Consider the following 24,370-nt stretch of genomic DNA (forward strand, 5'->3'; position numbering starts at 1 on the left):
TCTTATCTTTCTTCCTTCTATAATTCAAACTTCTTCTTTTTCTCTGTTACAGCAAATCTCTGATGATACTGCTCCATCAGATAGCTCATCATCGATGCCTCCCCGGTTATCCCCACCATGTCTATTAATACACGAAGGTTATCCACATTGTCAATACAATGTTCCACATAATATGTGAGAAGTTTCATATCTTTTTTCTTCAAAAGATACTCTGACACATTTTCCACATGAGATTTTAAGTACCCCTCATACTGTTCCTTTGCATCCTCCGCAAGCCGGTACGGATACAAAAGTCGTGCAAATGCAAGTGCCACCACAACTTCTTCCTGCTCATTTTCCACCGCCCACGCAAACCGCTTATCATACTGGTCAAATTGCAATTCATTCTTCACGATACAATTTCGATACCACATCCCACTTCCGTGCGTCTTTGTGACGAGGATCCTCGCCGGAGTATTTTCCACTGCCTCCTCAAAATATTCCGGAAAGATCAGCTTTGCATCTCCATCCGGGCAGTGATACATGACTTCTTGTTCCTCTCCGATCTCAATGAGCAGTTCCCGGAAGCACGACCTTTTTTCGGGAACCACCGTCACATCCATTTTTTCAATCTGATGACATCCGGTAAATGCCCCTGCCCCAATATCTCGAATATCTGTAGAAAACTTCAATCGTTTTAAATTTCTACAATTATAAAACGCATACCGACCGATTTTCTCGATCGTATCCGGCAAAACAATTTCCTCCAACCGTTCTCCACACAACGCATCCTGCCCGGTTTCCTCCTCCGGCGGATGGTCCATATGTGACGAAAATGCATACGGTGCAATCTCCGTCACCCTGTATCCATCAATTTCCCGCGGAATCACCGCACTCTCTCCATACGAAAAACAGCGCAAAATAATTGCGCTGTCTCCGTTGACTTTTATTTCAAATTCCTTATTCTTCTGTCTCTGTTCCATGTTCCTTTTCCTCTTTCTTCTCGAACACTGTGATATTTTTCTTTCTCAATCTCTCATACACATATCCTCTGAACAATGTATAGATCACAGAAACCATCGGGATAAAGATCAGCATTCCTACAAGTCCCATCAGACTTCCTCCAAGACTGACTGCAACAAGCACCCACATGGAAGGAAGGCCTACAGATCCTCCAACAACGTGCGGATAGATCAGATTTCCCTCCACCTGCTGTAAGACTAAGAATAAGACTATAAAACCGATCGCCTGCATTGGGTTGACCATCAGAATTAGAAATGTACCGATCACACATCCGATAAACGCCCCAAAAATCGGGATCAAAGCTGTAAATGCGATTAACACACCGATCAACAGTGCATATGGCATTCTCAGAATACTCATGCTGATAAAAAACATTGTTCCTAAAATAACCGCTTCCATACACTGCCCGGTAAGGAAATTGGAAAATGTCCGGTAAGTCAGTGAACAAATATCAAGAACAGTACTAACCTTTTTCTCCGGCAAAAATGCATACAGCACCTTCTGGATCTGAACTGTCAGCTTCTTTTTCTGAAGTAGGATATAACATGCAAATACCGCTGAAATAAAGAATGTTGTCAATCCACTGACAATACTTTTTGCCGCTGCAAAAGTTGTATTTAAGACACTTCCTGCTCCATTTCTGAGAAAATCAATTCCGCCTTGGATCATCTTATCCCAGTCAAACTCCATCGTCTCAATCCACTCGATGATTCCCGTATTATTTTGAAATAAATCTTCTGCCCACAGCTCAAGCTTCGGTATAAATACCTGAATGCTTTCTCCCAGCATTAAAATTGTTTTTCCTAGCTGCGGAAATACAACGAAGATTACAACAAAGATAATACCAAGTACAAGCATAATCGACAAGACTAAACTACACGGTTTCTTGATTTTCTGCACAATCTTGTTATTCTTTGCCCATTGATTGGAGAAAAATACTTTCTCCATAAAATTCATCGGAACATTTAGTATGAATGCGATCGCACCTCCCAAAATAAATGGAAAAGCAATGCTAAACAAAAAATGAACCGCATCCAGAACAATTTCATACTTCCACAGACCGATCACGATCAACGCTGTGAAAAGGATCAGTCCGCGGATTTTTTTGATTGATTCGTTATTTAAGTTCATTGAACCCCCTTCTATTTCTTACGGAAGCATTTTAATAACTGAATGATCGGAAGGTTTGCAGCTGCAAGACCATATACGATCAGTAACTGCTGGATGGTCAATGTAGATACTTTAAATACAGAGTGCAGTGCCGGAATCATCAGTACACTTGTAATCAATACTAATCCGAGAAGGAATGCCCCGATCAGATAAATATTGTTCCACATTTTTTTCTTAAAGAGAACCGGTCTGTCTGATTTACAGTTAAATCCATGAACAAGTCTTGCTGTACAAAGAGTACCAAATGCCATTGTACTTGCAAGCACTGCATCGCCACCCTTGAATCCAATTAAAAATGCGATCATTGTTGTTACACCGATAGAAAGACCTTCTGTTGCAATCTTAATCAGGAAATCTTTTGTCAGAATAGATTCGTTCATCGGACGAGGTTTTTCATTCATGACATCTTTTGTATGTGGTTCCAGACCAAGTGCAATTGCCGGAAGGCTATCTGTCAGCAAGTTGATAAACAATAAGTGTACCGGTGCAAATGGAACCGGAAGACCTGCGATAGATGCATACAATACCGCAAGGATTGCACCGAAGTTACCGGATAACAGGAACTGGATGGAACCTTTGATATTTTTATAGACATTACGTCCGTTTTCTACTGCCTTAATAATTGTTGCAAAGTTATCGTCTGTCAGTACCATAGATGCTGCATCTTTGGAAACTTCACTTCCTGTGATTCCCATTGCAACACCAATATCCGCCTGCTTTAATGCAGGGGCATCGTTGACACCGTCACCTGTCATAGATACGATATTTCCTTTTTCCTGCCATGCGCGCACAATACGGATTTTATGTTCCGGTGAAACTCGTGCATATACTGACACATGCTCTACAAAATCTTTTAACTCTTCATCCGATAAATTATCAATCTCCGCACCTTCACATGCCTCTGATTCGTCTTTTAAAATACCAATTCTCTTAGCGATCGCTGCTGCTGTCACCTTGTGGTCACCTGTGATCATAATTGGCTTGATTCCTGCGCGGATACATTCTGCAACCGCATCTGCAGATTCTACTCGCGGCGGATCCATCATAGAGATCAGACCAAGGAAGATCAGATCGTTTTCATCTTCCAGGCAAAGATCTCTTTCATCTTCCATCTTCTTATATGCAAATGCAAGCACACGAAGTCCGCCTCTTGAAAATTCCTGGTTCTGTGCTTCGATCGCTGCTTTGTCAGCATCTGTGATCGGGCAGACACTATCTCCCTTTTGAATATAAGCCATACGGTTTAAGAGTACATCTACTGCACCCTTTGTGATCATGACACGCTCTCCGTCCATCTCATTGACAGTGGACATTAATTTTCTGTCACTGTCAAACGGAATCTCTGTCTTTCTCGGATAGGCTTCTCTGACATCCATTGTCCCTACTCCAAGTCTTGTTCCGATATTGATCAGAGCTGTCTCTGTCGGGTCACCGATTTCCATACCATCTACGTTTGTAGAGTCATTACAGAGAATACTGTAATCCAAAAGCTGTCTTTGCTCTTTCTTCTGAATATCGATCTCGGCTGCCGGAATTCTCTTTTCGTTTACATAATAATCTTCTACTGTCATCTTATTCTGTGTCAGAGTACCTGTCTTATCCGAACAGATGATAGATACACTTCCAAGTCCTTCTACAGCCTGAAGCTTACGGATGATCGCATGTTCTTTTGCCATCTTCTGTGTACCAAAAGAAAGAACGATCGTCACGATAGAGCTTAATGCCTCTGGGATTGCCGCTACTGCAAGGGCAACTGCAAAGAGGAATGCATCTCCGATAGAATCTCCGCGGAATACATTGATTCCAAATAAAATACCACAGAAAATTAAAATAATGATAGATAATTTCTGTCCAAACTGATCTAAGTTAATCTGAAGTGGAGTACGTTTCTCAGAAGTTGTTTTCAACAATGTTGCGATCTTACCAACCTCCGTCTCCATACCGATTCCGGTTACAAGGAAAGAACCTCTTCCGTAAGTGACAAAGCTTCCTGAGAATACCATGTTTGTCTGGTCTCCAAGTGGAACTTCTCCAGAAATCACTTCATCTGACTTTTCTACACCAAGACTTTCACCTGTAAGGGCGCTCTCGTCAATTTTCAAGCTTGCATTCTGAAGAATACGTCCGTCTGCCGGCACATAGTCTCCGGCTTCCAGCATAACTTCATCACCAACGGTTAATTCTACCGAAGGAATCTGGATCACATTTCCATTACGAAGTACCTTCGCTGTCGGACCTGATAATTTTTTTAAACTGTTTAATGACTGTTCTGCCTTGACCGTCTGCACAGTTCCGAGAATCGCATTCATCGTGATTACGACTAAAATAACGATCGCACTCTCTGCATCCCCGAGGAATCCAGATACAATCGCTGCTGCGATCAGAATGATTACAAGGAAATCTTTATACTGTTCCAGGAAAATCTGAAACGTGCTCTTTTTCTTTCCTTCCACCAGCTCATTCTTTCCATATTTTTCCTGGTGTTCCCTGACCTGCTGGTCTGTAAGCGGCTCCTGCTGGCCGTTTACCTTTTTTCTTGTCTCTTCTTTCGACAATTGATAAAATTTGTCCATGTTTCACCCTCCTATCCTGCAATGAAGAAGTTTCTATCTGTCACCATAGGTTCTTCCAACGCCTCCTGCTGCTATATGACCTTGTCTTTATTATGCCAGAATCTGTAAAAACATTTCAACATCAAAGAAAAAGATCTTATAACTGTAAAATAGAAAATGACGAGACTTTTATTGCATATGTTTGTTATATGCAATAAAAGTCTCGCCATTTAATTACGATACGGATGAATTTTCATCGTCCTGACGTCATCGTAAACGTTGGGTAACGCTAGCTACTCCCTTTTATTCATTATGGTTACTATACGACAATCTGATTCACATTGTCAACTATTTATTTCACTTTCATAAAAAAGTTATTTCTTTCAGATTATTGTCTCTTCTAATAAATTGCTTCTTCCGTTTCAAAATCAAACAGAATCATATCTTTTGTATCAAATCCAAAAAATACCTTATCCTCTTTTCGGATCTTCGTATCTGCTTTCACTCTCGCAGACACTTGCTGCCCTTCGTAAGTAAAATAAAGATAAGTCTCTGCTCCCAGCATTTCATAGACACTCACCTGTGACTGCAACACCAGATCACTCACTTCGGATTCTTCTGGACTCCATACTTTCACATGCTCTGGCCTCACTCCCATCGTCACTTGCTTGCCATCATACCCTTCATTTCTTAGCCGCTCTTTTCTTCCATCTATAATCTGCACTTCACAATCTGCAGTTTCCAAAAAGACACCCGTTTTCTTCACACGGCATATTCCCGAAATAAAATTCATCTGTGGTGATCCGATAAATCCGGCAACAAATCTATTTGCAGGGAAATCATACAGCCGTTGCGGTGTATCTACCTGTTGGATGATCCCATCTTTCATCACGACAATGCGTGTTCCGAGTGTCATCGCCTCTGTCTGGTCATGGGTCACATAAATGAACGTAGTCTGAAGTTCCTTGTAAAGTCTCATGATCTCAATCCGCATCTGTGTACGGAGTTTTGCATCGAGATTGGACAACGGCTCATCCATCAGAAACACTTTCGGATGTCTGACGATCGCACGTCCCATTGCCACTCTCTGCTTCTGTCCTCCTGAAAGCTGTCCCGGTTTTCTATCCAGAATCTCTTCAATCTTCAAAATCTGTGCTACCTCGTGTACCCGTTCTTTGATCTCTTTTTTCGAAACTTTCTTTAACTTCATACTGTAAGCAATATTTTCGAATACGGTCATGTGAGGATACAATGCATAGCTTTGAAATACCATTGCAATATTCCGATTGCAGGACTCCACCTCGTTCATTCGCTCACCATCAATCAGAAGTTCCCCCTCCGAAATAGATTCCAATCCGGCGATCATCCGTAACGTTGTCGATTTTCCACATCCGGAAGGTCCTACAAAGATTACAAATTCTTTATCCGGAATCTCCAGTGTAAAGTCCTGAACAGCCGTCACACCGCCTTCATATTTTTTATATACATGATTTAAAGTGATCTCTGCCATTCACTACACTCCTCTTTCTCTTCTCCTTGATCCAAAATAGAAAAAATATCTGCTACGGAAGGCAATACAACATCTGCCAAATCCTGAAAATCTTCCTTCCTACTGACACCGCTCAACACTCCAACTGCCTTCCCCTTACAATTTTTCGCAAATCTCATATCATTATAAGTATCTCCGACTACTGCAACTTCTTCTGGTTCAAGCCCATATGCTTTACAGAATGTTTCAAACATATCTGGATCCGGCTTTGGTCTTGCTAACCCATCATCGGCTCCAACATAATCGATCAAGTCTTCAATCTGCAATTTTCTCAGACAATGTCTTGTAGAAGCAATCGTATCTGTTGTGGCAATACCGATACGAATTTGTCTTTTCCTTAGCTGCTGAAATAATTCTGGAAGATCTGTAAATGTCTGAAACTGCATCCGGCTGTCTGTTACAATTTTTTCAAACAACCTGACAATCTGCTCCTGTGCCTTCCTGCTGTCTATGTAAATACCCTTACTTGCAAGTGCCTCTGTAATTTCCTCTGCAATTTCTTTATTGGATTTATAAGCAAGTGCACCATTGGGATCTATATCATCCCCGAAAACTCCCATTGCCTCCATTACTACATCCGCATGTTTCTGATCCGGCGATATCTGATTCTCAGTTAAAAATTCTGGTACAACTCTTTTTGCCGCCTGCACCCAAAATGAATGAAACTCTATCAAAGTCCCATCTTTGTCAAATAAAATTCCTTTTATATCCATCGTTTCCTCTTCTCTCTAAATCATCCCGGATGCTTTCTGAACCATCTCTCCAAACGTCTTGCACTGTGGTGTTTTTGTCCCATGGTAAATTGGATTGACATATCCTAAGAATGTACCATCTTCTTTTCGGACATCCAGACGCATCCATTCATATTCTCCTGCTGAAAAGAGAATCTCTGTCTTCGCCTCATAGACACCCTTCTCTATCTCCGTAAGTTCCATCCCCATTCTGACACGGTTGATCACAGCATATACAACCGGGCACTCTTCCAGTCCACGAATGACCACCTGATATTGTATACGCACCGCTTCCTTTGTTCCAACAGGAATATGTTCTCCCGGAAGATAGGTTTCTCCATCGGCTGTAATTTCTACCTCCAGTGTGCAATATCTGCTCACATAAACATGTCCTTTTCTCAAATTTTGCAACAGTTTTGTCGGTGTCAGCCCTTTACTGAATACATACGTTCCCGGATCTCCTGCCACAGATGGCTCTAAAGCCCCATCATATCTCTCCTCGATCAGATTGTGAGAATCACTTCCCCCAATTCCGTAGATTCGATACCCTTCCTGCCACAGCAAATCTAAAAACCGGATTGCTTTCTCATTGGATTCCTTTGCATATTCATATGTAGGATCGTTTACAATTTCCAGAAACTGAACCATACGAAGTGGAATCGAATGAAATTTCCATTTCCAAACATGTAAAAACGGATGATTGATGCTCACAAGCCATCCTCTTTCTGCTGCTTCCTGCAAAATCTCCGTAACCCATGTTTCTGCCTGTTCGGATGCCGGTCTGCAGATGATTTCTTTGATTCTGGACGGAAGTCGGTCAATTCCAAAAAGATTACAGTGCCCTTTTTCAGCAGTCACCTCAACTCCCGGAACAATCATCACTTCTGTATGCTTCCATCCCGTATGAATCACATTGTGCTCCGTCGGTACATAGAAATCCATTTGCATCTGCTTTGCCTTCTCCATTGCATTTGCAACAGTTTCCTTTCCATCTGACAATCTCGTATGCGTATGGAAATCCCCTTTATACCACCTTTCTTCGCCATTAAATTTCTGATTCCACGAAAATTGATCATAATACAGAGGGCATTTTTGTTCTTCGGAAACCCAGCATTCTTCTCCAATGCTTTCCTTAATTTCCTTTTTTTCTCCGGTGATCTCAAAGGTAACAGGTATCGTCTGTGCCCCCAAATATTTCCGGACCTCCTCGGTAAAAATGCAAAGTGTCAGTTTCCAACTTCCCTGACCAATTTTTCCCGGAACACCTCCGATGGCCGTACATTCCGAAGATGGCCCAATCTGAATGACTCTCTCACTGTACCCTAGTAATTTTTGGAATCGGGTCTTTCCGCTTTCATCCTGAAGAAACAGATATCCCATCAGCATTTCTACTTGTTCCACATCTACCATGATAGAAAGGACTTCCAGAGGTTCTGAAATCAGAACCTCTGCCTCTAAAATCCCATCTGTATTTTTGTTTATCTCAAATGAAATTTTTTCTCTCACACTTTTCTCCTCGCTTGTTTTATTTATTGACACTATCCAATGCTTTCTGTGCGGTCTTCTGCGCTTCATCCAATGCTTCTTTTGCGGAAATACCTTCAATTTCTACTTTATCTGCTGCAATACGCAATGCATCCATTACTTTTCCTCCGGTTGGATCTTCCGGCATGATCGATGCATGTGCTGCCTGCTGCAATGGAACAAGTGCCTGTGGATGTTCATTTGTATATGCTTCAAATGCCTCTACTTCCTGTGTGGAATTGCGCACAGCAACATAACCTGTTCCCATAGACCACTTTGCCTGATTTTCCGGCGTAGTAAAGAATTTCATAAATTCATATACCCCTTGCTTTTCTTCCTCTGAAGATCCCTCCAACATTACAAGCTGTAATGCTCCTGCAACCGGCGCTGATGGATTGTCTCCCCATCCCGGCTGCTCCATTGCAGCTACAATATCAAAATCAAGGTCTGCCTGATCTCCGGAAGATCCTGTATAACCTCCTGCCTTATTTTGCAGGACATCATCAATTGTTTTATACCAGTATTCCCATCCTTGTCCGCCAGAATGGATTCTCATCGTTTTATCTTCATGGATCCACTTACGGAAGCTTTCCCATACTTCTACCCACTCTTCGGAGTTGATCAGCACTTCTGTTTTGTCCTCGCTGAAGATTTGTGCTCCATTGCTGAGCGCCGCATCGATCATATTTCCAGATCCCCACATCGGCTCCCATCCATAGAATTCCTCTCCTTTTGACATTTTCTTTGCCGCTGCCTCCAAATCCTGCCATGTCTTAATGTCTTCTGCCTGGATACCTGCTTCTTCAAAAGCAGCTTTATTGTAATACATGACTTGGGTAGTTCCATATGCAGGGAATGCAAACAACTTTCCATCATCGATTCCCTGATTGTAAAATACCTCAATATAATCTTCTTTTTCAAACGCCTTATCGTCGTCTACAAATGGCTGAATATCTGCCACCAAGTCTTTTCTAGAAAGATTTCTCGCCTTATCTACATCAAGAAGTGCCATATCCGGAGCTTTTTTTCCTGCAATTCCTGCCTGCAGTTTTTCATATGTCTCATCATAGTCTGCCTGTGTCACGCTGTTGATCTCATATTGATCCTGTGAAGCATTAAACTCTTCCACCATATCTCCAAGAACTCCAACTGCAGTCTTTCCTCCGGAATACCAAAAATCAATCTTTACTTTTCCATCCTCAGTCTTTGCTGTCTCCTCTTTTTTTGCTCCTCCACATCCTGCAAATGCAGATGCTGTCATTGTACAAATTAACCCGATTGCCATGATTTTCTTTAATTTCATATATTTTCCTATCCTTTCATTCCTGTGTCGCCGCCGATTCCATTGATAAACCACTTCTGTGTAAACATAAATAAGATTAAAAGCGGCACAACGATAATCGTGCTTCCTGCCATTACTTTCGGCCATTCAGTTCCATAAGCTCCGCCTTCGATAAAATATCTGCGAAGTCCCTGTGAGACAAGACTCATCTCCGGTGAATCCGTGATCAGCGAAGGCCACATATAATTATTGTAACTACTGATAAAACTCATCAGCCCAAATGTAATAAATGACGATTTTGTCATTGGTGTTACGATTTTCCATAAGATTTTCCATGCATTTGCTCCATCGATTTTGGCTGCTTCCACCAGCCCTGCCGGAACTTGCATAAATGCCTGACGCAAAAGGAAAATCCCAAAAATACTGACTGCATTTGATATGATCAGTCCTGTATAAGTGTTAAGTAAGTTCCAATTAGATAAAATGATATAACTTGGAACATACGTTGCTGCTGTTGGAAGCATATACGTCGCCATGATTACAGCAAACAACATTTTTCTGCCTCGAAATTTCATAAACACAATCGCATATGCGATCATTGCTCCTGTGACAACTTGAATTGCAACTGTACATACAGATACAAATAAACTGTTGCCAATATATCTTACCATTGGAGATTCAAACAAAACTTCCGAGAAATTCTGCCATTGTGCAGTCTCCGGCAGAAAAACACTGACATCCATAATTTCCGCCTTCGTTTTTAATGCACTGATAATCATCCATACAAATGGAAATGCCGTCACAAGACTTGCCAAAAGCAGTACCGCCATTTTTAACAGATGCAGTAAACTATTTATAATCTTCCTGCCCGGCCCGAACATTACTGCCCCTTGTCTGCGGGTCTGTTGTCCCGTCTGATATCCATTTAATAGTTTCTGTCCTTCCATGCTGTTCCTTTCTAATAATGTACCCATTTTTTCGATGCCGTAAATTGCACACAGGAAAGCAGTACTGTGATCAAAATAATCACGATTGCAACTGCAGTCGCCTCTCCCATGTTAAATTCCTCAAACCCTAATTGATAATACATGTACAGCAAAGTTCTTGTACTTCCTGACGGTCCACCCTGTGTCAGAATCTGAATCTGGTCATATGCCTGAAGAGAATTGACCATCGTAATGATCATGAGGAAAAACGTAGTTGGGGAAATGCACGGAATTGTAATATCACGAAACCTCTTCCATTTCTTTGCCCCATCCAGTCCACACGCCTCATACAGATCTTTTGGCACTTTCTCCAGAGCTGATAAATAAAAGATCATTGCATAACCAAGACTCTTCCAAACTGTTACCAGTATTACGGACAGCATCGCTGTATCTGAGCTTTGAATCCACTGCAAGCCCGGTAAATGGAAAAATTTTAAGACTGTATTTGCCATTCCTACTTGAGGTTCAAAAATCCATGTCCACACAATGGAAACTGCTACGGTCGGTGTTACCCACGGAGAGAATAGAATAAATTTATAAATTCCGCTCCCTCTAAAATTTTTCTGAAGCAGCAAGGCAAGCAGCAAGCCCCCGACAATTGTCGGAATGATCGTCCCCACGCTAAATAGAATTGTATTTCCCAGTGCTTCATAGAACCGTTCATCGGTGAACAAAGATTTAAAGTTGTCAAAAAACACAAAATTGTATGTGGGACTCATATAATCCCAATCGGTAAAGCTGATAAATAAAGACCTGAATATTGGATAAATCCAGAAAACGATCAGCGGGATCAGGGCTGGTATGACAAACAACCAAACTCCTCCCATCTGTTTCAGCCTTTGCATAATGCTCTTTCGGTTCATAACTTTCTCCTTTCCGAAACGCATTATACAAGGCATTTATAAAATCTACTTTCCTGTTTTTGTAAAGAATACATTAAATATTAAGAGCATTATGAGCTGTGTCCCCGGAAGTGATAACCAGATACCATTGATTTTGAAAACATATGGTAATAGAAAAATCAAAAATGGTGCCACGACAATTGTCTCACCATAAATAAGCTGCATTGCTTTTTTCACCTGAAGTGTCGCATTCAAATAAGAAATATGGAACTTTGCCAGTCCGGTGAACAAAAATGAAACCGCACTGACTGCCATCCCGGTTCCAAAATAAGCCTGGGAGTCCATCTGCATTCCAAAAACATCCGGAATATATTTTGATACTAAAATCACGATGACAAAGAAAACAGCACCCATTCCTACAACTGCAATCGATGCGATTTTTTTCACGAAACGAAGTTCTTCCATTTTTTTCGCTCCACTGTAAAAACTCATCAATGGTTGTGTGCCATCTCCAATTCCCATGAGCATAGACTGCACTGGGAAGACAATGTAGGAAATTACCGCATAGCACGCAACTGCTGCATCTCCTCCATATTTCAGACACTGTAAATTTGTGAAAAGCAGCACGATCGACGGGGCAAGCGACAATCCAAATGCGGAAATTCCTATTTTTAGAATTTCCCCGATCATCTTATGTTGCCACACTACCTTGAGATGTACTTTCTGCCTACCATAAATAAGATAGGAACTGATCACCAACACAACAAACTGTGCAGCAATTGTCCCAACTGCCGCTCCCCGGATTCCTATTTTTACAACAAACAATAACAGATAATTCAATACCCCATTGACTCCCATCCCGGCAGCCATGCTGACCATCGCCTGAAACGCAAGATTCCGATTCCGGAGCATTGGAATAAATCCGGTTCCCATCACCTGAAAGACTGCGCTGAAAATAATAATCTGAATATACTCTACGGCTTTCTGGTATACATCCCCTTTTGCTCCTAGCGCACTTAGAATAGCGGGATATGTAAATCCAAGCACAATAAGTAATACCATTGCTGCTGCAAACAGAAGTGTGATGGTCTGATGATACACCACTTCTCCTCTCTCTTGTTCTCCCTTCCCATTGCTATTGGAATACAGCACACTTCCCCCACTGCCAATTCCGATTCCCACTGCAGTGATCACCGCTGCAATCGGCCATGCGATATTGATGGCCGCAAGTCCTGCATCCCCAACTGCACGCCCGACAAACAAGCCATCCATCACCCCATAAAGACCGGACATCAAAAGTGAAAACACCGTTGGAATACAGTCCTGTGCGATCCTTTTTAATAAATATTTTCGATTCATTTGTTTTGCTTCCTTACCTTTTTCCTATAAATTGGTTGTTTGCACAACTTCTTCATTATAACTGATATCTTAATTTTATCAAAAAAATCTTTTTTAAATCTCTGTAAAATCTAATTTTTCATCTGACAAAACAGTGATCTACATGCCTGCATCGAACAACGAATCTTCTGTGAACAAAAAAACTGCCACAGCATAGCATCTTACTATACTGTGGCAGTTCCGCTCACTTCCAACTTTCTCAGAGTTTCTCATCCATTCGTTGGATTCTTTCTATACACAAATTAGTTTGTGATTGTGCACTCTGTTTCTTTATCAAATACATGAATCTTTTCTGCATCGAATGCAAACTTCACTGTATCACCTGTTCTTGCTGTTGTTCTTGGGTCAACTCTTGCTGTCATGCTTGATCCAGCATAGTCAAAGTATAAGTAAACTTCAGCACCTAACATTTCATATACACGAATCTTAGATTCGATAACTGTGTTTGGAGAAGATGCAATGAACATTGGCTCATCGTGAACATCTTCCGGACGAATACCAAGTACAACTGTTTTTCCGTCATATCCGCCTTCGATTAATTTTTTCGCTTTTGCTGGTGGAAGTTCGATTGCTGCTCCTCCAACTTCAAGAGCTACTTTATTTCCATTTACTTTACATGTTGCATCTAAGAAGTTCATCTGTGGTGATCCGATGAATCCAGCAACGAATAAGTTACATGGTGTATCATATAATACCTGTGGTGTATCTACCTGCTGAACGATACCTGCACTCATAACTACGATTCTTGTACCAAGTGTCATAGCCTCTGTCTGGTCATGAGTAACGTAGATGATTGTTGTACCTAATCTCTGGTGTAATTTAGAAATCTCGATACGCATCTGTCCTCTTAATTTTGCATCAAGGTTTGATAAAGGCTCATCCATAAGGAATACTTTTGGATTACGAACGATAGCACGACCCATAGCAACACGCTGTCTTTGTCCACCAGATAATGCCTTCGGTTTACGATCTAATAAGCTTTCAAGGTCAAGAATCTTAGCAGCTTCTTTTACCATTCTGTCGATCTCATCTTTTGGAACTTTTCTTAATTTCAGACCGAATGCCATGTTATCATATACTGTCATATGTGGGTACAAAGCATAGTTCTGGAATACCATCGCAATATCTCTGTCTTTTGGCTCTACATCATTTACCACTTTGTCTCCGATTTTCAATTCACCGGATGTGATTTCTTCCAGACCTGCGATCATACGAAGTGTTGTAGATTTACCACATCCTGAAGGACCTACAAAGATGATAAATTCTTTATCTTCAATCTCAAGGTTGAAGTCTTTTACAGCTTCAAAACCATTTGGATATGTTTTGTTAATGTGTTTTAATGATAAACTTGCCATTGTTACATTTCCTCCTAAACTTTCCAATTCATATCTTATTTCGTTTTTCGATATGATTAGTATAAGTGAAAATCAAATCTTGTTCCATGCTCCACTTGCACAAACTTTTTGGGAATTAGTATACAAGTTGCTCAAAACACCTCTAAATCAGGCTGTTATATACATCTCTCTTGGAAATCCCGCGATCCTTTGCTACCTTTTTCATCGCTTCCTTCTTATCGATTCCCTGATCCATATAATATTGTACATGGTCTTCCAGTGACATCTGCTCCCACTGACTTTGTGCTTCCTTTCGTATCTCTTCTCTGCTCTTTCCTTCCACTACGAGCACGCACTCTCCCTTTGGATCCGTTTCCTCGTAATAGACGATCGCCTCTCTTAAAGTTGTCACAAATGCAGTCTCATGCTTCTTTGTCAACTCCCGGCACACCGTGATTCTTCTATTGCCAAGTACTCCCTCCAGCTCCTTTAAGGTCTTCACAAGTCTGTGTGGAGCTTCATATAAAATGATAGTTCTCGTCTCTTGTTCCAGTTCCTTTACGACTTCCTGGCGCTCTTTCTTATCACTCGGAAGAAATGCTTCAAATGCGAATCTTCTCGTGGCAAGCCCGGAAATTGTTAATGCCGTAATACATGCCGCTGCCCCCGGAAGTGATGTGACTGTGATTCCGGCTTCGTAACACATTTTTACAAGCTCTTCTCCCGGATCTGAAATTCCCGGTGTACCCGCATCTGTAATGAGTGCAATATTCTGTCCTTCCAAAAGTTTCTGTACGAGTTTCTTTCCTTTTTCAATTTTATTATATTCGTGATAGCTCGTCATCGGCGTCTTGATTTCAAAATGATTGAGCAGTTTAATACTGTTTCTCGTATCTTCTGCAGCAATCAAATCCACTTCGCCAAGTACTCTTACCGCCCGGAAAGTCATGTCTTCCAGATTTCCGATCGGTGTTGCACATAAATATAAAATACCTGCCATGGCACTTTTCCTTTCTTCTTCCTTTTTCTCAGCGAGCCTGCTGCCACTAACGTTATGTCTACTATTTCATGCTGTATCCCTGAAGCAATTCTTCTGTATAAACTCCAGGCTCTCTGTACACGATTAACGGTGGCTCTACCTTCATCCGCGGTCTCCCACCTCTTGATCCTTCAATCAGCACCATATTCGGTTCTTTATCGATATATGGGTGCACAAGCCGCATCCGCTTCGGTTCAATTCCATGCATAGACATTTTCGTAAGAATTTCCGGCAATCGGAACGGTCTGTGTACCATATAAAATCTTCCCTTAAATTTCAGAAGTTTTGCACTCTCCCTTAAAATATCATCCAGTGTACACAACACTTCATGACGGGCAATCGTCTTTGCATCAGCCTCATTCTTAAGTCCATGTTCTCCTAACATGTAAGGCGGATTTGTTGTGATCACATCAAAAGAAGCGGGAGAAAATATCGTGCCCGCCTCCTTGATATCGCCTGTCTGAATCGTTATCTTCTGCTCCAGATGATTGTGTGCCACACTTCTTTGCGCCATATCCGCACTTTCTTTCTGGATCTCCAGCCCAGTAAAATGTTCCCCTTCTGTCTTTGCTTCCAGAAGGATTGGAATGATTCCCGTTCCTGTTCCAAGATCCAGCGCGCTCTCTCCCTTTTTGACTGCAGCAAAATTAGAAAGGAGCACTGCATCCATGCCAAAGCAGAATCTTCCCGGATGCTGGATGATTTCATACCCATGAATCTGGAGATCATCTAATCTCTCTTCCTGCTTTAAATTAGTTGTCATCTAACTTCGATTCTCCTGTACCTTTCTCAAGCGCAGCCAGCTCTCTCATCTGCTCTTTCGAGAGTCTGACTTCATTTTTCTTCCTTCTTGGTTTAAATTTCAATTCAGAAACTTTATATTCTCTGATCTCTTTCTCATCGTTGTCAAGCTTCACGATCACCTTCACAAGCTGTCTTAACACGCTCAGGCTATGAACCTCCCCTTTCAGGCCTTCCACAGTCGTGACCGTATCTCCTACAGAAGGAAGGTGACTGTTTAATTCTTCATAGGTCTCCTGCTCATTTGTCAGGCAGCACATTAACCTGCCGCATACTCCGGAGATCTTTGTCGGATTCAGAGACAAATTCTGCTCTTTCGCCATCTTGATCGATACCGGTGCAAATTCTGACAAGTAGGTGTGACAACAGAGCGGTCTTCCACAGACTCCAATACCTCCGCGGATCTTTGTCTCATCTCTGACCCCGATCTGTCTTAATTCAATTCTTGTGCGGAAGACTGCTGCAAGATCTTTTACCAGTTCCCGGAAGTCAATTCTTCCATCGGCTGTAAAATAAAACAATACTTTGTTATTATCAAATGTATATTCTGCATTGATCAGCTTCATCTCCAGTCCATGTTTTCTTATCTTCTCAAGACAAATCTGAAATGCTTCTTTTTCTTTTTCTCTGTTCTTTTCTTCCGTTCGGCGGTCTTCTTCTGTCGCGATACGGATCACCGTCTTTAGCGGCTGCATGATCTGGTCATCTGGAACATCCTTCGGTCCTGTCACTACATTCCCAAACTCAATTCCTCTTGCAGTCTCTACGATCACCTGATTTCCTCTTTTGACATCAAATTTCCCCGGTGAAAAAAAATAAATCTTCCCTGCCGTGCGAAATCTTACCCCGATTACTCTTGCCATTGTTCTAGTTCTCCTTTATTGTCAGCAGTAACAGTTCCATGACAAGATCAAAGTTTACATTCGCCTTCAGACGTGCTTTCGCCTTCTCGATGCTGTCTAAGATCTTCTCAATTCCTTCATAGGAACTTTTACTTGCCCGTTCTTTGATATAATTCAGCTGGTCAGCAAATACAACGCCATCTACATCTTTTGTCGCCTTGTAGAGAAGAATATCCCTGTACCAGATCATGATAATGTCGAGATAATCTGTGATATCTAACTTATAATTATTGATCCTCTTAATTGCCTCCACAATCTCATACAGTTCCATATCATTAATATATTTTAAAAGCTGCACCGCTTCTTCCTTGATCTCATTGAAATGTTCGGAAGTCGCCAGCATGATCGCACGTCCCATATTTCCCTGTGCAAATGCAGTGCAGATATCCGCTTTATAGTCCGGAATCTCCATCTCTTCCATCAAATATTTCTTAATCAGCTTGTCTTTGATATTCCTCAGTTTTAACATGACACAACGGGAACGGATCGTCGGTAAAAGCACTTCTGCATTTTCTGTCAGAAGAAAGATTACTGCATAAGACGGCGGCTCTTCTATTGTTTTTAAAAGAGCATTCTGTGCCTGCACAGTCATTTTATCCGCCTCTGGAATAATATAAATCTTATATTTACTACTGTACGGCTTGATCAAAATGTCGTTGTTCACCTGTGTGCGGATATCATCGACACTGATCGAATTCGGCTTTTCATGTGTCACCTTGATAATATCTGGCTGATTATTTCCATCCGCCTGCTTACAGGAACGACATTCTCCACAAGGTTCTACTCCCTCTCCCTCGCACTGAAGTGTCCTTGCAAATAAGTCTGCAAGCATCTTCTTTCCGGAGCCTTTCTGTCCGTTCATAATATATGCATGGGAAACTTTGTCCATCTTCACCGCATTCTGAATATACTCAATAATCTCATTATGTCCAATTACATCTTTAAATCCGCCCATGATCATCACGTCCTTTGTGTGTAAATTGTTAGTTGAAAGCATTAGATACTGCCAGTTTCTTTGTTGTTATTATAGCATAGATTTTTCTGAATATATAGCATAATTTCATTTGTACATTTTCCCATATCCAGATTTTCAAAACGCTGCACAATTCCAAGCCGTTCTAAATTTTCTTCCGAAAAATCCTTCTCATCTGCAAGAAACCGTCTGCAAAGTTCTGCATATTTTGGTTCTTTCTGCGTGCATTCCCTCTCAAGCGCTCTCTCTAATCGAACTCCATCGTCTACCTGTATATAAATTGGAATTACATTTTCCTTTCCAAAATAATTCTGCATTTTTTCAAAAGACTCCAGTGTCCCGATTGCCACACAACTTTCATTTCCTGAAAATTGCCCGTCATCTGCCGTGAAATAGTACCAGATGCCGTGTACCGTATTGTATGCCCGAAGTTCGATGATCTTTCCCTCTCTTTCAAGTTCTCGCATCCTCTCCTCCGTTACAAAATGATACGCAACACCGTCTTCTTCTCCTTCCCGGATCGGGCGCGTCGTATAGATTACCACCGTCCGCAGATCCGTCAGAAGCTTTTGTATTTTCTGAAAAATAGTATCTTTTCCTGCTGCACTTTTGCCCATAAAATAAAAAATCTTACTCATCGCTGCACACCTTTATTCTTCCTTCCTCTGTCAACCCTTCGATTGAAAATCCCCTTTTTCTATATTGTTCAAGATAGGAAATAACTTCCCAAGTCACCTCTTCGCCGGGCACGATCAACGGGATTCCCGGCGGATACAGATACGCATATTCCATAGAAATCAACCCGACACTGTCTTCCCATGCTATGCTGATTCCATTTTTTCTCTCAACTACTTCCGAACTTTTCAAACACAATCTGGTTCGCGGAAGACTACCGAAACAATGATTCTCTTTTGATTCCTTACATGCTGCATCAATTTCCTCTAATGCACTTACAAACCATTTCAATCCTTCCTGTGTATCTCCAACCGAAGTCATGGCAAGAATATAGTTCCCCGCTGTCATCTCCATCTCCAGGTGATATTTTTCTCTCAGTATCTTTGAAAGCTCTCTGCTTGACAATGTACTGTTCTGAACAGAGATTACCAGTTTCGACCGGTCATACTGTTCTGTCTCGATTAATTTCAGGTGACATAGTCTTCCCAGTCTCTCTCTGACTTTTTCCAGCGCCTGCACATACGTTTCAAATTCCCGTTCCCCGCTTTGCTCCAGAAATTCCATGCACACATCAATACTCGCCATCAAAATGTAGGAGGGACTGCTGGACTGCAATATATGAAGGTAACGCTCGATCTTCTTCCGGTCTGCGATCGGACCATTTAGATGAAGCAGCGCTGTCTGTGTCAGAGCAGGTAGGGTCTTATGTACACTGTGGATAACAACATCTGCTCCTTTTCTGTTTGCATTTTCCGGGAAATACGGATGAAATCCAAAATGTGCCCCATGCGCTTCATCCACGATTAACGGAATGCTGTATTGATGTACGATCTCAGCAATCTTCTCAACATCTGAAACCACACCGTCATATGTTGGAGAGACAATCATGACTGCTCTGATCTCTGGTTCCCTCTCCAATAAAGTTTTTACTTCTTCTGCGGAAATTTCTCCATTCATTCCCGATTCCACATGCGACGGATAAATGTACACCGGTTCCAGTTCATTTAGATCTATCGCATGATAAACAGACTTATGACAGTTTCTTGCTACAAGAATCTTGTCCCCTCTGTTTGTGGAACCAAGAATCGCACTCAGAATGCCAACCGTGCTTCCATTTACAAGAAAATGGGTGGTCTCTGCTTTGTAAAGCCTGGCTGCCCGCGCTTCCGCCTCCCTGATAATCCCATCTGCATGGTGAAGATCATCAAATCCGTCAATTTCCGTAATATCCAATTCATAAGGAATCCGATTTGGAATCAGCTGCCGGTTTCTCTTATGTCCAGGCATATGCATCCCGTAAAAATCACTATTTCCATACGTTTCTAATCTATCATAAAGTGTCTTCATATTTTCTATTCTATACTTTCTATCTTCTAGTTCCTGAAACTGCATCTTTTTCAGACTGCATTTCTTTCTCATTGTATCAAAGTGTTCATCTTTAAGCAAGATTTCCCACATTCCATTTCCGTTTCCAAAAATAGCTTTCTACAGAAGAAAACTCCAGTGGATCTATGTACGCGACATCATCCACTGGAGTTTTTATTTCACTCACTTTTCTATTTACTTTTTCAACAATTTTTTACATTTTGTCTGTAATCTCGCTGTGTAATTCCTGAATAGATTTTACTTCTCCGCAGCCCGGTTTTTTCATTGACTGAATACCGCTTACAGTTGCTTTTGCAGCTGCCATTGTTGTGATATATGGAACTTTTTTCTTAATTGCAGCTTTTCTTAAATAGCTGTCATCTACATTCTCGCTCTTTCCGATTGGTGTATTGACAATCAGATCGATCTTTCCATTCATGATTAAATCAAGAATGTTTGGACGACCTTCCTGCATTTTATTTACAAGTTCCGCCTCAATTCCTTCCTGCTGAAGTAATTTGTAAGTATTCTTAGAAGCAAGAATTTTAAATCCTGTCTCTGCAAACTGTCTTGCCACATCAGCAACTTCTGCTTTATCTCTGTCATTGACTGTGATCAGAACTGTTCCTTCCATCGGGATTTTCAGCTGTGTAGCTTCCTGTGCTTTATAATATGCTTCCCCGTAGAATCTTGAAAGTCCTAAAACCTCACCTGTTGAACGCATTTCTGGTCCTAATACAGGGTCTACTTCCTGGAACATGTTAAATGGGAATACAGCTTCTTTTACTCCATAGTAAGGAATATCCTGTTCTTTCAATGACGGAACCGGTGACGGTCTTCCTGTCAGTTCAGATGTCACAATGTCGATCGCAAGCGGTACCATTCTGATGTTACATACTTTTGATACAAGCGGTACTGTTCTGGATGCTCTCGGATTTGCCTCTAATACATATACTTTTCCGTTCTCGATCGCATACTGCATGTTCATAAGTCCTTTCACATGCATTTCTTCTGCGATTTTTCTAGTGTATTCTTTGATTGTCTTTACATTCTCTTCTGAAATATATTTAGAAGGAATGATACATGCAGAGTCTCCTGAATGTACACCTGCAAGCTCAATGTGTTCCATAACTGCCGGAACAAATGCATGTGTTCCATCGCTGATCGCATCTGCTTCACATTCTGTTGCATGTCCTAAGAAGCGGTCGATCAAGATTGGTCTGTCCGGTGTTACTCCTACTGCAGCTTTCATGTATCCAACCATGCTCTCTGCATCATGAACAACTTCCATTCCTCTTCCTCCAAGTACATAAGAAGGACGTACCATTACCGGATATCCGATTTTTTCAGCGATCTCTAATGCTTCTTCTACATTGACTGCCATTCCTGACTCCGGCATTGGAATTTCCAGTTTTTCCATCATTGCACGGAATAAATCTCTATCTTCTGCAAGATCAATTACAGATGGAGCTGTACCAAGAATTTTTACTCCATTCTTTTCCAGATCTGCTGCAAGGTTCAGTGGTGTCTGACCTCCGAACTGTGCGATCACTCCTACCGGTTTTTCTTTTTCATAAATGCTTAAAACATCTTCCAGTGTCAATGGTTCAAAGTACAGTTTGTCAGATGTATCATAATCTGTAGAAACAGTCTCTGGATTACAGTTTACAATAATAGTTTCAAATCCAAGCTGTTTTAATGCCAGTGAAGCATGTACACAGCAATAATCGAATTCAATTCCCTGTCCGATTCTGTTTGGACCGCCACCGAGAATCATAATTTTCTGCTTCTCAGTGCTGATTGGATTCTTGTCTTCTCCATTATATGTTGAGTAGTAGTATGCGCTGTCTTCTGTTCCGCTTACATGAACACCTTCCCATTTTTCTTCCACTCCGATTGCAAGACGTCTTCCTCTTACTTCGTCTTCATTGATTTCCAAAATCTGGCTGAGGTATTTATCTGAGAATCCGTCTTTCTTTGCCTGAGTAAGTGCTTCGTCTGATGGAAGTGTTCCTTTGTGCTGCAGAAGTGCTTCTTCCTCTTCCACAAGTTCTTTCATCTGCTCAATGAAATATTTCTTCACTTTTGTGATCTCATGAATTTCATCAACAGTAGCACCTTTTCTCAGTGCCTCATACATAATAAAATGTCTTTCACTTGTAGGTGTGATCAGCATTTTTAATAATTCTTCTTTTGATTTCTGATCAAAATCTTTTGCATGTCCAAGTCCATAGCGACCTGTCTCCAAGCTTCGGATTGCTTTCTGGAATGCTTCTTTGTATGTCTTACCGATGCTCATTACTTCACCGACTGCACGCATCTGTGTTCCTAATTTATCTTCTACACCTTTGAATTTTTCAAAAGCCCAACGTGCAAATTTAATTACAACATAATCCCCGTCTGGAACATACTTATCTAATGTTCCATATTTTCCACAAGGAATATCTTCTAATGTCATACCTGTAGCAAGCATTGCAGAAACAAGAGCGATCGGGAATCCGGTTGCTTTAGAAGCAAGTGCAGAAGAACGAGATGTTCTCGGATTGATCTCAATTACGATATCACGATCTGTCTTTGGATCATGTGCCCACTGTACATTAGTTCCACCAATTACCTGGATTGCCTCAACAATCTTATAAGACTTCTCCTGTAAACGTTTCTGTACATTTTCCGGAATAGTAAGCATTGGTGCTGCACAGAAGGAATCTCCGGTATGTACTCCAAGCGGATCAATATTCTCAATGAAACATACTGTGATCATATTATTGTTTGCATCACGGACAACTTCTAATTCTAACTCTTCCCATCCAAGAATGGATTCTTCTACAAGAACTTGTCCTACAAGGCTGGCTTGCAGACCACGAGCGCAGACTGTCTTCAGTTCTTCTACATTATATACAAGACCTCCGCCTGCTCCACCCATCGTATATGCCGGACGAAGAACAACCGGGTAACCTAATTTATCTGCGATTGCAAGCGCTTCATCAACAGAATATGCAACTTCACTTCTTGCCATCTCAATTCCAAGGCTGTCCATAGTTTTCTTAAATTCGATTCTATCTTCACCACGTTCAATGGCATCTACCTGAACTCCGATAACTTCGACATTGTATTTTTCTAAAACTCCTGCCTGTGCCAATTCCGAGCATAAATTAAGACCTGACTGCCCTCCAAGGTTTGGTAATAAAGCATCTGGTCTTTCCTTTTTAATAATTTGTTCGATTCTATCCACATTTAGTGGTTCAATATAAGTAACGTCAGCAACATCCGGATCTGTCATAATCGTAGCCGGATTAGAATTCACTAATACAATTTCATACCCAAGGTTTCTAAGTGCTTTACAAGCCTGTGTTCCTGAATAGTCAAATTCACACGCCTGTCCAATGATAATAGGGCCTGATCCAATAATAAGTACCTTATGAATATCTTTTCTCTGTGACATATTAAATTCCTCCTGTTCTCAACGCATTTTAAACTATTATACATAGCTAAACTGAAGTTTGCAAGAGAAATTTTTATTTTGTTTCATTTTGCCCTATTTCCTTACAAAATGTATCTTTTTTTTGTGAGATAATAAAAAAAACAACCACCAAAGTGATTGTCCTAAGTGAAGCATCGGGGATTCGAACCCCGGACAACTTGATTAAAAGTCAAGTGCTCTACCGACTGAGCTAATGCTCCATATTCTGTTTTTTGTCGCTTTATATCTGACAGTGCCCAGAGCCGGAATCGAACCAGCGACACGAGGATTTTCAGTCCTCTGCTCTACCGACTGAGCTATCTGGGCTGATTTTACGCACCAGACATGCATAAAAAATTGCGGGGGCAGGATTTGAACCTACGACCTTCGGGTTATGAGCCCGACGAGCTTCCAGACTGCTCCACCCCGCGATATTATGAAATTAAAATCAGCTATTATTTTAAATAGCTAATGGATGGAGAAGGATTCGAACCTTCGAAGGCGTTGCCAACAGATTTACAGTCTGCCCCCTTTGGCCACTCGGGAATCCATCCATAAGTTAAAATGCTAAGATTAGCTTTTAACAAAGCCGACAATCGGACTTGAACCGATAACCTGCTGATTACAAATCAGCTGCTCTGCCAATTGAGCCATGTCGGCATATTCAATTAATGTCGGCATGTAAATCTTACGCCTTTTATTAGAATTATGGGACCAATAGGGCTCGAACCTATGACCCTCTGCTTGTAAGGCAGATGCTCTCCCAGCTGAGCTATGATCCCATA

The 24,370-nt window shown here is 41.3% G+C and carries 18 protein-coding genes and 6 tRNA genes; all 24 read right to left on the reverse strand.

Features of this window, described 5'->3' with window-relative positions:
- Window positions 1-17: 17 nt before the first annotated feature.
- Window positions 18-962 (reverse strand): leucine-rich repeat domain-containing protein, encoded by a 945-nt coding sequence (locus tag ACESPO_RS11900; RefSeq protein ID WP_270457562.1) that lies wholly within the window; start codon window positions 960-962, stop codon window positions 18-20.
- Window positions 940-2,133: an AI-2E family transporter gene (locus ACESPO_RS11905; RefSeq protein WP_008977641.1), complete on the reverse strand. Its 1,194-nt coding sequence runs from the start codon at window positions 2,131-2,133 to the stop codon at window positions 940-942. Before ACESPO_RS11905 ends, ACESPO_RS11900 begins: the two co-directional genes overlap by 23 nt.
- A gap of 11 nt (window positions 2,134-2,144) precedes the next feature.
- Entirely contained in the window at window positions 2,145-4,745 is a 2,601-nt protein-coding gene (locus ACESPO_RS11910) for a cation-translocating P-type ATPase (RefSeq protein ID WP_009263807.1), read from the reverse strand.
- Between the two features lie 379 nt (window positions 4,746-5,124).
- Window positions 5,125-6,234 (reverse strand): ABC transporter ATP-binding protein, encoded by a 1,110-nt coding sequence (locus tag ACESPO_RS11915; protein WP_336304498.1) that lies wholly within the window; start codon window positions 6,232-6,234, stop codon window positions 5,125-5,127.
- Window positions 6,216-6,986 (reverse strand): HAD family hydrolase, encoded by a 771-nt coding sequence (locus tag ACESPO_RS11920; RefSeq protein WP_336304497.1) that lies wholly within the window; start codon window positions 6,984-6,986, stop codon window positions 6,216-6,218. Before ACESPO_RS11920 ends, ACESPO_RS11915 begins: the two co-directional genes overlap by 19 nt.
- A gap of 15 nt (window positions 6,987-7,001) precedes the next feature.
- Window positions 7,002-8,510, reverse strand: a complete 1,509-nt coding sequence (locus ACESPO_RS11925) for a CehA/McbA family metallohydrolase (RefSeq protein ID WP_499788885.1) — start codon at window positions 8,508-8,510, stop codon at window positions 7,002-7,004.
- A gap of 19 nt (window positions 8,511-8,529) precedes the next feature.
- Window positions 8,530-9,831, reverse strand: coding sequence for an ABC transporter substrate-binding protein (locus tag ACESPO_RS11930; protein WP_009263811.1), 1,302 nt, complete (start codon window positions 9,829-9,831; stop codon window positions 8,530-8,532).
- Window positions 9,832-9,839: 8 nt separating this feature from the next.
- Window positions 9,840-10,757 (reverse strand): carbohydrate ABC transporter permease, encoded by a 918-nt coding sequence (locus ACESPO_RS11935; protein WP_016439936.1) that lies wholly within the window; start codon window positions 10,755-10,757, stop codon window positions 9,840-9,842.
- A gap of 11 nt (window positions 10,758-10,768) precedes the next feature.
- Window positions 10,769-11,659 carry a carbohydrate ABC transporter permease gene (locus ACESPO_RS11940; protein WP_499788886.1) on the reverse strand — a complete coding sequence of 297 codons (891 nt, stop codon included), beginning with the start codon at window positions 11,657-11,659 and terminating at the stop codon, window positions 10,769-10,771.
- Window positions 11,660-11,704: 45 nt separating this feature from the next.
- Window positions 11,705-12,997 carry an MATE family efflux transporter gene (locus ACESPO_RS11945; protein ID WP_499788887.1) on the reverse strand — a complete coding sequence of 431 codons (1,293 nt, stop codon included), beginning with the start codon at window positions 12,995-12,997 and terminating at the stop codon, window positions 11,705-11,707.
- A gap of 281 nt (window positions 12,998-13,278) precedes the next feature.
- A complete protein-coding gene (locus ACESPO_RS11950; protein ID WP_009263814.1) occupies window positions 13,279-14,391 on the reverse strand; it encodes an ABC transporter ATP-binding protein in 1,113 nt (370 codons plus the stop codon).
- A gap of 142 nt (window positions 14,392-14,533) precedes the next feature.
- A complete protein-coding gene (gene rsmI / locus ACESPO_RS11955) occupies window positions 14,534-15,370 on the reverse strand; it encodes a 16S rRNA (cytidine(1402)-2'-O)-methyltransferase (RefSeq protein ID WP_016439939.1) in 837 nt (278 codons plus the stop codon).
- A gap of 61 nt (window positions 15,371-15,431) precedes the next feature.
- On the reverse strand, window positions 15,432-16,172 hold the full coding sequence (locus ACESPO_RS11960; protein ID WP_008977654.1) for a tRNA1(Val) (adenine(37)-N6)-methyltransferase: 741 nt from the start codon (window positions 16,170-16,172) through the stop codon (window positions 15,432-15,434).
- Window positions 16,162-17,073 carry a PSP1 domain-containing protein gene (locus ACESPO_RS11965; RefSeq protein WP_008977655.1) on the reverse strand — a complete coding sequence of 304 codons (912 nt, stop codon included), beginning with the start codon at window positions 17,071-17,073 and terminating at the stop codon, window positions 16,162-16,164. The genes ACESPO_RS11960 and ACESPO_RS11965 overlap by 11 nt, the downstream gene beginning before the upstream one ends.
- A gap of 4 nt (window positions 17,074-17,077) precedes the next feature.
- Window positions 17,078-18,067, reverse strand: a complete 990-nt coding sequence (gene holB, locus ACESPO_RS11970) for a DNA polymerase III subunit delta' (RefSeq protein ID WP_008977656.1) — start codon at window positions 18,065-18,067, stop codon at window positions 17,078-17,080.
- Window positions 18,068-18,108: 41 nt separating this feature from the next.
- Window positions 18,109-18,723 (reverse strand): nucleoside/nucleotide kinase family protein, encoded by a 615-nt coding sequence (locus ACESPO_RS11975; RefSeq protein ID WP_016439941.1) that lies wholly within the window; start codon window positions 18,721-18,723, stop codon window positions 18,109-18,111.
- Complete coding sequence (locus ACESPO_RS11980; protein WP_499788888.1) at window positions 18,716-20,107, reverse strand: aminotransferase class I/II-fold pyridoxal phosphate-dependent enzyme; 1,392 nt, start codon at window positions 20,105-20,107, stop codon at window positions 18,716-18,718. Before ACESPO_RS11980 ends, ACESPO_RS11975 begins: the two co-directional genes overlap by 8 nt.
- A gap of 232 nt (window positions 20,108-20,339) precedes the next feature.
- Window positions 20,340-23,567, reverse strand: coding sequence for a carbamoyl-phosphate synthase large subunit (gene carB / locus ACESPO_RS11985; RefSeq protein ID WP_116440943.1), 3,228 nt, complete (start codon window positions 23,565-23,567; stop codon window positions 20,340-20,342).
- 166 nt (window positions 23,568-23,733) lie between these two features.
- Window positions 23,734-23,806 (reverse strand) — tRNA-Lys (locus ACESPO_RS11990).
- A gap of 33 nt (window positions 23,807-23,839) precedes the next feature.
- Window positions 23,840-23,912, reverse strand: a tRNA-Phe gene (locus ACESPO_RS11995).
- 30 nt (window positions 23,913-23,942) lie between these two features.
- Window positions 23,943-24,016, reverse strand: a tRNA-Met gene (locus ACESPO_RS12000).
- 41 nt (window positions 24,017-24,057) lie between these two features.
- Window positions 24,058-24,139 (reverse strand) — tRNA-Tyr (locus tag ACESPO_RS12005).
- Between the two features lie 33 nt (window positions 24,140-24,172).
- Window positions 24,173-24,245 (reverse strand) — tRNA-Thr (locus ACESPO_RS12010).
- Window positions 24,246-24,294: 49 nt separating this feature from the next.
- Window positions 24,295-24,367 (reverse strand) — tRNA-Val (locus ACESPO_RS12015).
- Window positions 24,368-24,370: the final 3 nt, after the last annotated feature.

It is taken from the genome of Coprococcus sp. HPP0074, from assembly GCF_964238105.1.
In the GTDB taxonomy this organism is placed as follows: domain Bacteria; phylum Bacillota; class Clostridia; order Lachnospirales; family Lachnospiraceae; genus Faecalimonas; species Faecalimonas umbilicata.

Coding starts and splice junctions, on each gene's coding strand:
- ACESPO_RS11900 (WP_270457562.1), bottom strand. CDS start 962: ATGGAACAGAGACAGAAGAATAAGGAATTTGAAATAAAAGTCAACGGA.
- ACESPO_RS11905 (WP_008977641.1), bottom strand. CDS start 2,133: ATGAACTTAAATAACGAATCAATCAAAAAAATCCGCGGACTGATCCTT.
- ACESPO_RS11910 (WP_009263807.1), bottom strand. CDS start 4,745: ATGGACAAATTTTATCAATTGTCGAAAGAAGAGACAAGAAAAAAGGTA.
- ACESPO_RS11915 (WP_336304498.1), bottom strand. CDS start 6,234: ATGGCAGAGATCACTTTAAATCATGTATATAAAAAATATGAAGGCGGT.
- ACESPO_RS11920 (WP_336304497.1), bottom strand. CDS start 6,986: ATGGATATAAAAGGAATTTTATTTGACAAAGATGGGACTTTGATAGAG.
- ACESPO_RS11930 (WP_009263811.1), bottom strand. CDS start 9,831: ATGAAATTAAAGAAAATCATGGCAATCGGGTTAATTTGTACAATGACA.
- ACESPO_RS11935 (WP_016439936.1), bottom strand. CDS start 10,757: ATGGAAGGACAGAAACTATTAAATGGATATCAGACGGGACAACAGACC.
- ACESPO_RS11940 (WP_499788886.1), bottom strand. CDS start 11,659: ATGAACCGAAAGAGCATTATGCAAAGGCTGAAACAGATGGGAGGAGTT.
- ACESPO_RS11945 (WP_499788887.1), bottom strand. CDS start 12,997: ATGAATCGAAAATATTTATTAAAAAGGATCGCACAGGACTGTATTCCA.
- ACESPO_RS11950 (WP_009263814.1), bottom strand. CDS start 14,391: ATGGCAAGTTTATCATTAAAACACATTAACAAAACATATCCAAATGGT.
- rsmI (WP_016439939.1), bottom strand. CDS start 15,370: ATGGCAGGTATTTTATATTTATGTGCAACACCGATCGGAAATCTGGAA.
- ACESPO_RS11960 (WP_008977654.1), bottom strand. CDS start 16,172: ATGACAACTAATTTAAAGCAGGAAGAGAGATTAGATGATCTCCAGATT.
- ACESPO_RS11965 (WP_008977655.1), bottom strand. CDS start 17,073: ATGGCAAGAGTAATCGGGGTAAGATTTCGCACGGCAGGGAAGATTTAT.
- holB (WP_008977656.1), bottom strand. CDS start 18,067: ATGGGCGGATTTAAAGATGTAATTGGACATAATGAGATTATTGAGTAT.
- ACESPO_RS11975 (WP_016439941.1), bottom strand. CDS start 18,723: ATGAGTAAGATTTTTTATTTTATGGGCAAAAGTGCAGCAGGAAAAGAT.
- ACESPO_RS11980 (WP_499788888.1), bottom strand. CDS start 20,107: ATGAAGACACTTTATGATAGATTAGAAACGTATGGAAATAGTGATTTT.
- carB (WP_116440943.1), bottom strand. CDS start 23,567: ATGTCACAGAGAAAAGATATTCATAAGGTACTTATTATTGGATCAGGC.